This window comes from Streptomyces ficellus (genome assembly GCF_030406405.1).
Classification (GTDB): domain Bacteria; phylum Actinomycetota; class Actinomycetes; order Streptomycetales; family Streptomycetaceae; genus Streptomyces; species Streptomyces ficellus_B.
In genome coordinates, this window is the sequence record NZ_JAUEPL010000051.1 from 1 (window position 1) to 13,137 (window position 13,137).

General features: G+C 69.4%; 10 protein-coding genes and 3 pseudogenes. 2 read left to right on the top strand and 11 right to left on the bottom strand.

The window, feature by feature from the left end; all coding sequences use genetic code 11:
* Positions 1-320: 320 nt before the first annotated feature.
* The 5 genes and pseudogenes from QWM81_RS25890 to QWM81_RS25910 form a co-directional block, all read right to left on the bottom strand.
* On the bottom strand, positions 321-2,006 hold the full coding sequence (locus QWM81_RS25890; protein ID WP_290114769.1) for a ribonuclease J: 1,686 nt from the start codon (positions 2,004-2,006) through the stop codon (positions 321-323).
* A 112-nt stretch (positions 2,007-2,118) separates the two neighbouring features.
* Positions 2,119-3,018 carry a 4-hydroxy-tetrahydrodipicolinate synthase gene (gene dapA / locus QWM81_RS25895; protein WP_290114770.1) on the bottom strand — a complete coding sequence of 300 codons (900 nt, stop codon included), beginning with the start codon at positions 3,016-3,018 and terminating at the stop codon, positions 2,119-2,121.
* Positions 3,019-3,217: 199 nt separating this feature from the next.
* A pseudogene (gene thyX / locus QWM81_RS25900) lies at positions 3,218-3,667 on the bottom strand (FAD-dependent thymidylate synthase); the annotation flags it as partial.
* Positions 3,668-3,670: 3 nt separating this feature from the next.
* Positions 3,671-4,597 (bottom strand): annotated as a pseudogene (locus tag QWM81_RS25905) (HNH endonuclease); the annotation flags it as partial.
* Positions 4,577-4,867: pseudogene (locus tag QWM81_RS25910) on the bottom strand (FAD-dependent thymidylate synthase); the annotation flags it as partial. The pseudogenes QWM81_RS25910 and QWM81_RS25905, both read right to left, overlap by 21 nt.
* Before the next feature lie 186 nt (positions 4,868-5,053).
* On the opposite strand from QWM81_RS25910, the gene QWM81_RS25915 reads away from it, so the two are divergent.
* Together QWM81_RS25915 and QWM81_RS25920 are read left to right on the top strand one after the other, a co-directional pair.
* Positions 5,054-5,296 (top strand): hypothetical protein, encoded by a 243-nt coding sequence (locus tag QWM81_RS25915; protein WP_290114771.1) that lies wholly within the window; start codon positions 5,054-5,056, stop codon positions 5,294-5,296.
* A gap of 117 nt (positions 5,297-5,413) precedes the next feature.
* Positions 5,414-5,962 (top strand): SCO5741 family PH domain-containing membrane protein, encoded by a 549-nt coding sequence (locus tag QWM81_RS25920; RefSeq protein WP_290114772.1) that lies wholly within the window; start codon positions 5,414-5,416, stop codon positions 5,960-5,962.
* Positions 5,963-6,023: 61 nt separating this feature from the next.
* Here QWM81_RS25920 and QWM81_RS25925 read toward each other — a convergent pair whose 3' ends face one another.
* The 6 genes from QWM81_RS25925 to eccD all read right to left on the bottom strand — a co-directional run bounded on the left by QWM81_RS25925 (position 6,024) and on the right by eccD (position 13,084).
* Positions 6,024-6,479: a tetratricopeptide repeat protein gene (locus tag QWM81_RS25925; protein ID WP_290114773.1), complete on the bottom strand. Its 456-nt coding sequence runs from the start codon at positions 6,477-6,479 to the stop codon at positions 6,024-6,026.
* Positions 6,479-7,234, bottom strand: coding sequence for a 4-hydroxy-tetrahydrodipicolinate reductase (gene dapB, locus QWM81_RS25930; RefSeq protein ID WP_290114775.1), 756 nt, complete (start codon positions 7,232-7,234; stop codon positions 6,479-6,481). The genes QWM81_RS25925 and dapB overlap by 1 nt, the downstream gene beginning before the upstream one ends.
* A gap of 23 nt (positions 7,235-7,257) precedes the next feature.
* The gene (locus QWM81_RS25935; protein ID WP_290114776.1) at positions 7,258-8,637 is read right to left on the bottom strand and encodes a M16 family metallopeptidase; all 1,380 of its coding nucleotides are present in this window, start codon (positions 8,635-8,637) and stop codon (positions 7,258-7,260) included.
* Positions 8,634-10,853 (bottom strand): polyribonucleotide nucleotidyltransferase, encoded by a 2,220-nt coding sequence (locus QWM81_RS25940; protein WP_290114777.1) that lies wholly within the window; start codon positions 10,851-10,853, stop codon positions 8,634-8,636. Before QWM81_RS25940 ends, QWM81_RS25935 begins: the two co-directional genes overlap by 4 nt.
* A 299-nt stretch (positions 10,854-11,152) precedes the next feature.
* Positions 11,153-11,443: a 30S ribosomal protein S15 gene (rpsO, locus tag QWM81_RS25945; RefSeq protein ID WP_006346214.1), complete on the bottom strand. Its 291-nt coding sequence runs from the start codon at positions 11,441-11,443 to the stop codon at positions 11,153-11,155.
* A gap of 156 nt (positions 11,444-11,599) precedes the next feature.
* The gene (gene eccD / locus QWM81_RS25950) at positions 11,600-13,084 is read right to left on the bottom strand and encodes a type VII secretion integral membrane protein EccD (protein WP_290114778.1); all 1,485 of its coding nucleotides are present in this window, start codon (positions 13,082-13,084) and stop codon (positions 11,600-11,602) included.
* Positions 13,085-13,137: the final 53 nt, after the last annotated feature.

Below are 13,137 nucleotides of genomic sequence, written 5' to 3' on the forward strand. Positions count from 1 at the left end.
GGACGCTTCCTTTGTACTCACCCTCTCGGGCTTTCCTCCGGGCGCTTCCCTTCGGTATTTCGTGTTTCCAACCCTACCAGATCCGTTTTCCGTTCCGTTTCCGGTCGGATTTTGTTTCCGGTGGCCGTTGGAGGGCCCTTTGCCTTTCGGCTGATCCCGACTTTATCAGAGTTCCTGAGTCGGATTTTCCGGTCTTCCTGGGCACCCTGTCAGGCACACAGTGGTGCCGGGTTCCCGTCAGGCGGAGCCGTAAACGTACTGGAGCGGGGCGCCCCGATGCAAATCGAGGAGCCCCGCCCCGTAAGGAAGCTGGTGGAGCGTCAGACTTCGACGACCACCGGGAGGATCATCGGGCGCCGGCGGTAGGTGTCCGAGACCCACTTGCCGATCGTGCGGCGGATCAGCTGCTGGAGCTGGTGCGGCTCCGCGACGCCGTCCGCGGCCGACTTGGCCAGGGCCTCGTGGACCTTCGGGATGACCGCGTCGAACGCGGCGTCCTCGATGCCGGAGCCGCGGGCCTGGATGTGCGGGCCGCCGGTGATCTTGCCGGTCGTGGAGTCGACGACCACGAACACCGAGATGATGCCCTCCTCGCCGAGGATGCGCCGGTCCTTCAGGGAGGTCTCGGTGACATCGCCGACGGACAGGCCGTCGACGTACACGTACCCCGCCTGGACCTTGCCGACGATCTTGGCCTTGCCGCCGACGAGGTCGACCACGACACCGTCCTCGGCGATGACGATGCGGTCCTTGGGGACCCCCGTCAGCGCGCCGAGCTCGGCGTTGGCGCGCAGGTGGCGCCATTCGCCGTGGACCGGCATGAGGTTCCTCGGCTTGCAGATGTTGTAGAAGTACAGCAGCTCGCCGGCCGAGGCGTGGCCCGAGACGTGGACCTTGGCGTTGCCCTTGTGGACGACGTTGGCGCCCCAGCGCGTGAGCCCGTTGATCACGCGGTAGACCGCGTTCTCGTTGCCCGGGATCAGGGACGACGCCAGGATGACGGTGTCGCCCTGCACGATCCGGATCTGGTGGTCGCGGTTGGCCATCCTGGACAGGGCGGCCATCGGCTCGCCCTGCGAGCCCGTACAGACGAGCACGACCTCTTCGTCCGGAAGGTCGTCGAGGGTCTTGACGTCGACGACCAGGCCGGGCGGGACGCGCAGATAGCCCAGGTCGCGGGCGATGCCCATGTTCCGGACCATCGAGCGGCCGACGAAGGCGACGCGGCGGCCGAACTCGTGGGCCGCGTCGAGGATCTGCTGGATGCGGTGCACATGGCTGGCGAAGCTGGCCACGATGATCCGCTTCTGGGCGCCCGCGAAGACCGTGCGCATGACGTTGGAGATGTCACGCTCGTGCGGGGTGAAGCCCGGGACCTCGGCGTTCGTGGAGTCCGACAGGAGGAGGTCGATGCCCTCCTCGCTGAGGCGCGCGAAAGCGTGCAGGTCGGTGAGGCGGTTGTCCAGCGGGAGCTGGTCCATCTTGAAGTCGCCCGTGTGCACGACCATGCCCGCGGGGGTGCGGATGGCGACGGCCAGGGCGTCCGGGATGGAGTGGTTGACCGCGACGAATTCGCAGTCGAAGGGGCCCAGGCGCTCGCGGTCGCCTTCCGACACCTCAAGGGTGTACGGGCGGATGCGGTGCTCCTGGAGCTTGGCCTCGATCAGGGCGAGGGTGAGCTTGGAGCCGATGAGCGGGATGTCGGGCTTCAGCCGGAGCAGGAAGGGGACGCCGCCGATGTGGTCCTCGTGGCCGTGCGTGAGCACGATGCCCTCGACGTCGTTCAGGCGGTCCCTGATGCTGGTGAAGTCCGGCAGGATCAGGTCGATGCCGGGCTGCTCCTCCTCGGGGAAGAGCACGCCGCAGTCGACGATCAGCAGGCGGCCGTCGTACTCGAAGACGGTCATGTTGCGGCCGATCTCGCCGAGGCCACCGAGCGGGGTGACGCGCAGGCCGCCCTGGGGCAGCTTCGGGGGCGCGCCCAGTTCAGGATGCGGATGACTCAAAAGACTCTCCTCACCACACGCGCCACGTACCAGTGAGGCACGTGGCGCGCATGACATTCGTGCACTTGCTGTCGTCGGATGTTTCGTTCGTATTCAGTTATGAAGTCCGTGGCTACAGCTGTACCCCGCCCGCGGCGAGGTCGATCTTGAGCTGAGCGGTTTCCTCCGGTGAGAGCTCCACCAGCGGCAGGCGCAGGGGCCCCGCGGGAAGGCCCTGGAGGGCGAGGGCGGCCTTGGTGGTGATCACGCCCTGCGTACGGAACATGCCGGTGAAGACCGGCAGCAGCCGCTGGTGGACCTCAGTTGCCTTCTGGACGTCACCGGTGAGGTGGGCGTCGAGCAGGGCGCGGAGCTCCGGGGTGACGACGTGGCCGACGACGGAGACGAAGCCGACCGCGCCGACGGAGAGCAGCGGCAGGTTGAGCATGTCGTCGCCGGAGTACCAGGCGAGGCCGCTGCGGGCGATGGCCCAGCTGGCGCGGCCGAGGTCGCCCTTGGCGTCCTTGTTGGCGACGATGCGCGGGTGGGCGGCGAGACGGACGATCGTCTCGGTGTCGATCGGGACGCCACTGCGGCCGGGAATGTCGTACAGCATCACCGGCAGGCCGGTGGCGTCCGCGATCGCGGTGAAGTGCCGGTACAGGCCCTCCTGAGGGGGCTTGTTGTAGTACGGCGTCACCGCGAGCAGGCCGTGTGCGCCGGCGCGCTCGGCGCTGCGGGCCAGTTCGATGGAGTGGTGGGTGTCGTTGGTGCCGATGCCGGCGACGACGTGGGCGCGGTCGCCGACCGCCTCCAGGACCGCCCGTACGAGCTGGTCTTTCTCCGCGTCGCTGGTGGTCGGGGACTCGCCGGTGGTGCCGTTGACGACCAGGCCGTCGTTGCCTGCGTCCACCAGGTGGGCGGCGAGCCGCTGGGCGCCGTCGAGGTCGAGTGCGCCGTCCGCCGTGAAGGGCGTGACCATCGCGGTGAGCACCCGCCCGAAGGGGGTCTGCGGAGTGGAGATCGGAGCCATGGGTAACACGCTACTCGTTGCACAGCGCGTGCGGTCCCCTCGGGGGACGCTGAGGGAGGTGGAGCCCGGCACTGCCTGCTCGGGGGTTCAAGCAGTGCCGGGTCCGTCTGATCAGCCTAGATGAACTTCTCGAAACGTCGCAATACGGACACTTCGGGCGGGCGATCCGGACATCTGTGCCTGCCCGTGCTCGTACGGCTCAGGGCGCTACGCGACCGTTGGCGTTGAAGGCGGCGTACGTGAGCGGCATCAGGCGCGCCCAGTGCTCCTCCATTTTCTCGCCGACCATCTCGATCTCCCGCTGCGGGAAGGACGGGACCTTGGCCAGCTCATGCTGCGTACGAAGGCCCAGGAAGTGCATCAGCGAGCGCGCGTTGCAGGTGGCGTACATCGAGGAGAAGAGGCCGACGGGGAGCACCGCGCGGGCGACCTCGCGGGCGACGCCGGCGGCGAGCATCTCCTGGTACGCCTCGTACGCCTGGACGTAGGAGGCCTCCATCGTGCGCTCGACGAGCTTTTGCTGGTCCTCGGTGCCCTCCACGAAGATGTACTTGCCCGGGCGGCCCTCTTGGACCAGTTTGCGCGAGGCGTCCGGGACGTAGAAGAAGGGCTGGAGTTCCCGGTAGCGGCCGGACTCCTCGTTGTACGAGTTGTGTACGACGATCCCGTTGGCCAGGAAGTTGTGCCACGGTCCCTCGACGGAGAGGTCGTACGTCATTTCCTCGCCGTCCTCGACGATCGAGACAATCGCGTCGGGTCGGGCGACGGCGATCTTGCCTCCACGCCGCGCGAGCGCCTGTTCCTGTGCGCTCTTCTCCGCGTGGCAGCTCTCACACGCCGGCGCCAGGTTGCTCTCGTCGAGAGCACGGGACATGTCCCCGGCCACCGGAACCACGTGGTCAAGGGCGAGTTCCGACCGGGGGAAGCCACCGCCACACAGATGGCAGACGTCAACGTCCTTGATCAGCCGTTCGCGCTGCATGGACGTCCATACGCCGATGCCGCGCCGCAGGCTCGGCGGGACCAGGGCTTCGGAGGGCCGCGCAGCGGTGGCCGCCGCCATCACCGCGTCCTCGACGGTCAGCTCCCCGGCTTTGCGCCAGCCCTCCGGGGTCAGCACCGCATGGTCGACGGTGGAGCGGAGCACCTTCCCGCTCTCCGTGGTGATCTTGATGAGCGGCTTCACGCCCGACTGGATGACGTCGACGATGCGGGCTCGGCTCGCCACGAGGGTGTCCTCGTCGTAACACCGGACGTGGTTGCGCCGGACGGACTCCAGCTTGCGGATCCGCGTGCTCGGGTGCAGGGCCCGGAACTCGACGACGGCGGACTCAGCTGCTTCCCGTTCCTCGTAGAGCCCCAGGTAGTGGTTCTCGTCACCCCGACGGACCTGGGCCATCCACTTTCCGGCCCGCGCGTGCCAGGTTACGCCGCCGGCGGAGGCCGGAAGGCGGTCCTCGACGCCCAGGTGCCACAGCTTGTACAGCTCGGCGATCGTCCTGCGTCGGAGGTTGCCCGCCTCGCTCTCCAGCGTGATCTCCGTGTCGCCGGCGATGCACCAGCCCACCCGGTGCCGCATGAACTCGCGGAAGACGAAGATCGGGGCGCTGATGAAGAACGTCATCGAGTTGTGCTCGAACGGGCTGCCGTGCCGGTCCCGCATCAGATAGTTGATCAGCCCCTTGGAGCGCTCCGGGTCCTTCGTCAGCTCCTCGAGGGACTGCTCGCCGGCCGTGGAGACACGGGCGGCCCACAGGACGTCGGAATCCGCGGCGCTGTGCTTCACCAGCTCGACGGTCACATCGCTGCGGAAGCTGGGCTTGAGGTCTTCGGAGGGGGTGTCGGACACCGGCGGGGCCTTCCAATCGCATCACTCGGGCGGCGCCCACTCTACGGCCCGGCACTGACAGCGCTTGACCGGACGAGGGCCGGAGACATTGTTCGATCATTCCGGGGAATTCGGGCACCAATCCGTTGCTTCGTGCGTCTGTCCCGTTAGCAGCGTCCACCACGAGATTCCAAGGAGGGTTCTCACATGTTCCGCCGGCGTGAGGCAGTCCCGTTCGCGTTCGTCGCCGAGGCCGACCGCTTCCGCAGTAACGTCACTCCCCCAGCTCGGCAGCGTCCCAGCGTTTCCGAGGTCGCGGGCCGTACGCTGGTCGGGCTGACCGTCGTGGCCGGACTGGTCGGGTCGCTGCTCTTCGGCCTTCCGGCGATGGAGTCGGGCCCCGCCACCTCGGGTCACAGTCAGCAGTCCGAGGCATCCAACGGGCGTTGACGCCCCGAGGGGTGCAAGGCCACCCCGATGGCCACCCTGGGGTGGCCGGTCGTCGAACCGCTGGGTAGCCTCACCCGGCACAGCCCTGTCGAGCGTGCGTATGAGTGAGGTTCTGTCGTGCCCCTGCCCTTCCTGACGGCCGACCGCGGTTTCGACACCAGCGAGGACGTCGCTCTGCCATTCGACGACCACGACCAGTGGCGCCGTCCGTACCGTCCCGGCCCCTGGCGGGTCGGGGCGGCGGCGCTGGTGCTGCTGCTCGCCTCCTTCGTGCTCCTGGCCGCCATGGTCACCGCGCTGGCGGGAACGGCGTCGGGTGCCGGGCTGTGTCTGGCGCTGGCCGTGCTGATGATCGTCGCCGCGCTGCGGCTGCTGCGCGCCGGGGCGTGGGTGAGCCGGCACGGTGTGCGCCGCGCCGGGTTCCTCCGGACGGCCACGCTGCCGTGGGCGCAGATCAAGGACGTACGCACGGTGCAGCAGCCCGTGCGGTGGCTCGGGCTGCCGCGCACCGTGCAGGGGCAGGCTCTGGTCCTCGTACGCCGGGGTGGCGGGCAGCTGGTGCTGCTCACCGACCGCAACGCGGACTTCCTGGCGCGGGTGGAGGCCTTCGACCGGGCGGCCGATGCGGTGGAGGCGTGGAGCGCGGAGTACGCGGCCGGTTCCTGACCGCTTCCAGGGCCTGTCGTTTGGATCAGGCCGGAGCTCGGCAAGATCCGAACGACAGGCGCTAGTTCCCGACCGGTTGGCGGCCCTCGTGGAGGGCGATCGCGCGCTGCATGGCCTTGCGGGCGCGCGGGGTGTCGCGGGCGTCGTGGTAGGCGACCGCGAGCCGGAACCAGCAGCGCCAGTCGTCCGGTGTGTCCTCGGTCTCCTCGCGCCGCTTGGCGAAGACGGCGTCGGCCGAGTCGCGGTCGATGCGGCCGCCGGGGGTGCGCTTCAACTCGTCGACCGGCAGGCCGCCTTCGGCTTCCAGCTCGGCGGCGAGGCGGTTGGCCTTGGTGACGAACCGGGTGTTCTTCCAGAGGAACCAGACGCCGATGACCGGCAGGATGAGGACCGCGCCGCCGAAGGTCACGGTGAGCGCGGTGCCGTGCTGGATCAGCATCACCCCACGGCTGCCGACCAGGACGAAGTAGACGACCAGGACGGCTGCCGTGATGACGTAGGTGACCTTCGCGCGCATCAGCCCAGGTCCAGGAAGTTTTCCAGGCCGAAGGTGAGGCCCGGGGTGGTCACCACACGGCGCACGCCCAGCAGGATCCCCGGCATGAAGCTGCTGTGGTGCAGCGAGTCGTGGCGGATCGTGAGCGTTTCGCCCTCGCCACCGAGCAGCACCTCCTGGTGGGCCAGCAGGCCCCTCAGGCGCACGGCGTGGACGGGCACGCCCTGGACGTCCGCGCCGCGCGCGCCGTCCAGGGCCGTCGTCGTCGCGTCGGGCTGCGGGGCGCAGCCGGCTTCGGCGCGGGCGGCGGCGATCAGCTGGGCGGTGCGGGTGGCGGTGCCGGAGGGGGCGTCCACCTTGTTGGGGTGGTGGAGCTCGACCACCTCGACCGACTCGAAGTACGGCGCGGCGATCTGGGCGAACTTCATGGTGAGGACGGCGCCGATGGAGAAGTTCGGCGCGATGAGGACGCCCGTGTCGGGCGAGTCGTCCAGCCAGGTGGTGAGCTGGGTGAGGCGGTCCTCGGTCCAGCCGGTGGTGCCGACGACCGCGTGGATGCCATGGCGTACGCAGAAGTCGAGGTTGCCCATCACGGAGGCGGGCGTCGTCAGTTCGACGGCGACCTGGGCGCCGGCCTCGGCGAGGGTCTCCAGCTTGTCGCCCCGGCCGATCGCCGCGACCAGTTCCATGTCGTCGGCGGCCTCGATGGCGCGTACGGCTTCGGAGCCGATGCGTCCCTTGGCGCCGATGACCGCGACCCGCAGCTTGCTGCTCATGCTCGTACTTCCTTCGGTTCCGATCACGCGACCGTTTCGTGGAGGCGGTCCGCCTGCTTGTCCTTCAGGGGGCCGATCACCGACAGCGACGGGCGCTGTCCAAGGAGCTCGCCGGCCACTTCTCGTACGTCGTCGGGGGTGACCGCCGCCATGTGGGCGAGCATGTCGTCGACCGACATCTGGTCGCCCCAGCACAGCTCGCTCTTGCCGATGCGGTTCATCAGGGCGCCGGTGTCCTCCAGGCCGAGGACGGTGGAGCCGGCGAGCTGGCCGATCGCGCGCCGGACCTCGTCGTCGGTGAGGCCTTCGCGCGCGACGCGGTCCAGCTCGTCCCGGCAGATCTTCAGCACGTCGTGGACCTGGCTGGGGCGGCAGCCCGCGTAGACGCCGAACAGGCCGCAGTCGGCGAAGCCGGACGTGTAGGAGTACACGCTGTAGGCCAGGCCGCGCTTCTCCCGGACCTCCTGGAAGAGGCGCGAGGACATACCCCCGCCGAGGGCCGTGTTGAGGACGCCCAGCGCCCAGCGGCGGTCGTCGGTGCGGGCGAGGCCCGGCACGCCGAGGACGACGTGGGCCTGCTCGGTCCTGCGGCTTTGCAGCTCGACGCGGCCGGCCGTACGGATGGTCCGGCGGCCCTCGCGCGGGGCGACGGGGACCGCGTCCGTACGCGTGAGGGCGCCGGCCTTGTCGAAGGCGCGGCGGACCTGGCGTACGACCGTGGCGTGGTCGACGTTGCCCGCGGCGGCGACGACCAGGTGCGTCGGGTCGTAGTGCTTCTTGTAGAAGCGGCGGACGCGGTCGGCGGAGAGCGCCTCGATGGTGTCGACGGTGCCGAGGACCGGGCGGCCCAGGGGGGTGTCGCCGAACATGGTCTTGGCGAAGAGGTCATGGACGACGTCGCCCGGGTCGTCCTCGGTCATCGCGATCTCTTCGAGGATGACGCCGCGCTCGGCGTCGACGTCCTCCTGGCGGATCAGCGAGCCGGTGAGCATGTCGCACACCACGTCGATGGCGAGCGGCAGGTCGGTGTCGAGCACGCGCGCGTAGTAGCAGGTGTACTCCTTCGCCGTGAAGGCGTTCATCTCGCCGCCGACCGCGTCGATGGCGGAGGAGATGTCGAGGGCGGACCGCTTGTGGGTGCCCTTGAAGAGGAGGTGCTCCAGGTAGTGCGTGGCGCCGTTGAGGGCGGGCGTCTCGTCGCGGGAGCCGACATGCGCCCAGATGCCGAAGGTGGCGGAGCGTACGGAGGGCAGGGTCTCGGTGACGACGCGCAGCCCGCCGGGCAGGGTCGTGCGGCGGACGGTGCCGATGCCGTCCTTGCCCGTGAGGAGCGTTTGGGTACGGGCGACGGCCCGCGCCTCCGAGGAGGTGCGGGCCGTCGCCTGCGAACTACGGGACGTCACTGGTCGGTGTCGTCCTTCTCGCCCTCGGCAGCGTCCTCGTCCGCCATCACGGGGATGAGGGAGAGCTTGCCGCGCTGGTCGATCTCGGCGATCTCGACCTGGACCTTGGCGCCGACCGCGAGCACGTCCTCGACGTTCTCCACGCGCTTGCCACCGGCGAGCTTGCGGATCTGCGAGATGTGCAGCAGGCCGTCCTTGCCGGGCATCAGGGAGACGAACGCGCCGAAGGTGGTGGTCTTGACGACCGTACCCAGGTAGCGCTCGCCGACCTCCGGCATGGTCGGGTTGGCGATGCTGTTGATCGTGGCGCGGGCGGCCTCGGCCTGCGAGCCGACCTGGGCACCGATGTAGATGGTGCCGTCGTCCTCGATCGTGATCTCGGCGCCGGTGTCCTCCTGGATCTGGTTGATCATCTTGCCCTTGGGGCCGATGACCTCACCGATCTTGTCCACGGGGATCTTGACGGTGATGATCCGCGGGGCGTTGGGGGACATCTCGTCCGGCGTGTCGATCGCTTCCATCATCACATCGAGGATGTGGAGGCGGGCGTCGCGGGCCTGCTTGAGGGCCGCGGCCAGGACGGAGGCCGGGATGCCGTCCAGCTTGGTGTCGAGCTGGAGGGCGGTGACGAACTCCTTCGTACCGGCGACCTTGAAGTCCATGTCGCCGAAGGCGTCCTCGGCACCGAGGATGTCGGTGAGCGCGACGTAGTGCGTCTTGCCGTCGACCTCCTCGGAGATCAGGCCCATGGCGATGCCGGCGACGGGGGCCTTCAGCGGCACACCGGCGTTCAGCAGCGACATGGTCGAGGCGCAGACCGAACCCATGGACGTCGAGCCGTTGGAGCCGAGGGCCTCGGACACCTGACGGATCGCGTACGGGAACTCCTCGCGCGTCGGCAGAACCGGCACGATCGCGCGCTCGGCGAGCGCGCCATGGCCGATCTCGCGGCGCTTCGGCGAACCGACGCGGCCGGTCTCACCGACGGAGTACGGCGGGAAGTTGTAGTTGTGCATGTAGCGCTTGCGGGTCACCGGGGAGAGGGTGTCCAGCTGCTGCTCCATGCGGAGCATGTTGAGGGTGGTGACGCCCAGGATCTGGGTCTCGCCACGCTCGAAGAGCGCCGAGCCGTGCACGCGCGGGATGGCCTCGACCTCGGCCGCGAGCGTACGGATGTCGGTCAGGCCACGGCCGTCGATGCGGACCTTGTCCTTGATGACGCGCTCGCGGACCAGCTTCTTGGTCAGCGCCCGGTACGCGGCGGAGATCTCCTTCTCGCGGCCCTCGAACTGCGGGAGCAGCTTCTCGGCGGCGATCTCCTTGACGCGGTCCAGCTCGGCCTCGCGCTCCTGCTTGCCGGCGATGGTGAGCGCGGCGGAGAGCTCGGTCTTGACCGCGGTCGTCAGCGCCTCCAGGACGTCGTCCTGGTAGTCGAGGAAGACCGGGAACTCGCCGACCGGCTTGGCGGCCTTGGCGGCGAGGTCCGACTGGGCCTTGCAGAGGACCTTGATGAAGGGCTTCGCGGCCTCGAGACCGGCGGCGACGACCTCCTCGGTGGGGGCCTCGGCGCCGTCCTTGACGAGCTGGATGGTCTTCTCGGTGGCCTCGGCCTCGACCATCATGATCGCGACGTCGCCGTCCTCCAGGACGCGGCCGGCGACCACCATGTCGAAGACGGCGTCCTCGAGCTCGGTGTGCGTCGGGAACGCGACCCACTGGCCCTTGATCAGCGCGACACGGGTGCCGCCGATGGGGCCGGAGAAGGGCAGGCCGGCCAGCTGCGTGGAGCAGGAGGCGGCGTTGATCGCGACCACGTCGTACAGGTGGTCGGGGTTGAGCGCCATGATCGTCTCGACGATCTGGATCTCGTTGCGCAGGCCCTTCTTGAAGGAGGGGCGCAGCGGCCGGTCGATCAGGCGGCAGGTGAGGACGGCGTCCTCGGAGGGGCGGCCCTCACGGCGGAAGAAGGAGCCGGGGATCTTTCCGGCCGCGTACATCCGCTCCTCGACGTCCACCGTCAGGGGGAAGAAGTCGAGCTGGTCCTTGGGCTTCTTGGAAGCGGTGGTGGCCGACAGCACCATGGTGTCGTCGTCCAGGTACGCCACGGCGGAGCCGGCGGCCTGCTTGGCCAGGCGGCCCGTCTCGAAGCGAATGGTGCGGGTGCCGAAGGAGCCGTTGTCGATGACGGCCTCGGCGTAGTGGGTCTCGTTCTCCACCAAAGGAATTCTCCGTTGCTTGTCGTCTTTGCGTCCCGTTGCGCCCGTGTGGCGAGGGGACGGGGCGGAGAAGTGCACCGTGTGTGCGGGGCCGGTCTTCGATCGAAGCGCCCGGGGTGGTCTCTCCCGGGGGCCACTACCGAGGACCGGCGGCGGCGCCGGGGCACCTCTCCAGTATGTGATTGTCGCTTTTCCGTTATTGCGTTGTGTAAGCCAGCCTACAAAGGGGAGGCAACACTGCGCATGTACAGCAAAGGGAGCGGCCCCCTGGTTGTGGGAACCGCTCCCTTCACGGCGTCTTACTTGGCGCCGCCGGCCGCACCGCGGCGGATGCCGAGGCGGTCGACCAGCGTACGGAAGCGCTGGATGTCCTTCTTGGCCAGGTACTGCAGCAGGCGGCGGCGCTGGCCGACCAGGATCAGCAGACCACGGCGGGAGTGGTGGTCGTGCTTGTGGGTCTTGAGGTGCTCGGTCAGGTCCGAGATGCGGCGGGAGAGCATCGCGACCTGGACCTCGGGGGAGCCGGTGTCGCCCTCCTTGGTGCCGAACTCGGCCATGATCTGCTTCTTCGTAGCGGCGTCGAGAGACACTCGGTACTCCTCTTGGTGTTCGATGCGCCCGCGAGTGCCCCTGGTCTTGTTCTCAGGGGAGCTTCCGTGACTCGGAGGCGAAGGCGCGATGGGCGCTGCTCCCAGATGCTCCGGGAGCGCGTACACAAACGGCCGTTACACAGCGTACCAGTCCGCTCAGGAGGTCAGCGCACGGATTGAGTGGTACACGTCGAAGACGGCGAGGCACAGAGGGATGAGTGTCAAGAGGACGAACGTCTCGGCGATCTCCAGGAAGCGGCCCCAGAAGGGGGTGACGCCCTTGCGCGGCACGATCAGGCCGATGGCGGTGAGCAGCGCCGCGACGCCGGCGACCGCGGCGGCGAGCCACACCGTACGGATGTCGAGGGCCGTGGCGTCGCGCCACAGCTCCGGCGGAGGGTTGAGGCACAGGCCGAGCCCGAGCAGGACGAGGGCGCCGAGGCCGGCGGCGAGCGAGCAGCCGACCTGGGCGGTGTAGCGGAAGAGGTGGGCGCGCATGAGCATGGCGATGCCCGTGGCCAGGGCGAGCAGCTGCCCCCATACGTTGTCGGAGAACCCGAGCACGGCCGCGGCGCCCACCGCCACCAGTGCGCAGCCGCCGACGAGGCCGACCAGCAGCTCGTGGCCCCGCCTGGTCTGGGCGGCGATGCGCTCGGCGTCCACCGGTCCTTGCGGCTCGTGGTCGGTCCCGTAGTCACCGATGGTGGTGCGGGGCGGCTCGAAACCGATGGGCAGCCGGGCGAAGCGGGTGGAGAGGCCCGGAAGGAAGGCGAGTGCGCCCACGGCGAGCGGGGCACACACGGCGGCCGTCTCGGCCGGATCCATCCTCGTGGTGATGGCGACGAACGACACCAGCAGACCGGTACCGGCGGCGAAGAGGAAGGCGACGAAGGGGCCGTCGCCGCTGGGGGCGACGATCGTCAGGACCACCGAGGTGACCAGCACGGCGGCGCAGGCGAGCAGGAACTGCAGCTTGCCGGTGCCCTGCCCCTCGGCCAGCGGCAGCAGGCCGGTACCGGCGACCGCGGCGTTCGCCATCGCACCGATGCCCAGCGCGACGGACGAGCCACGGTCGTCGTACACACGGGCGCGCACGCCCGCCAGCGCGAGCAGCAGGACACCGCTGACGGCGGCCAGGACGCCCGGCAGGCCGTGCATGTCGTGCCGGGGGTCGGCCGTCCACAGCACGAATGCGAGCAGTACCAGCAGGACCGAGCCGCCGAAGAGGCCGGCGCCGCGCATCAGCTCGTCGGTCCACAGGGTGCGGTCACGCACGACGGCCGAGGCGACGGCGTCGGAGACGTCGTCGAAGACGGCCGGGGGCAGCGACTCGGCGAACGGCCGCAGCGACAGCAGCTCGCCGTCGAGGATGCGCTGGGCGGCCAGGGAGCGTGCCCCGTCGAGCACGGTGCCGTCGCGGCGTACCAGGTGATAGCCGACCGGAGCACCGGGTGCCGGGCTCTGCCCGGACAGGCGCAGGATCTCGGGGTAGAGGTCGGCGACGGGAATGTCCTCGGGCAGCGCCACGTCGACGCGGCCGTCGGGCGCGACGACGGTGACCCGGCAGAAGCCCGTTCCGCCAGTGGACGGAGTCGCGGGAGCCGGGTGGCCGGTTCCGGTGGCCGCGGCTGAGGCCGTCATACTCACCTGCTGCTTCCCCTCGTGAATGCTCATGGATCGTCGGCCTGGCGCAG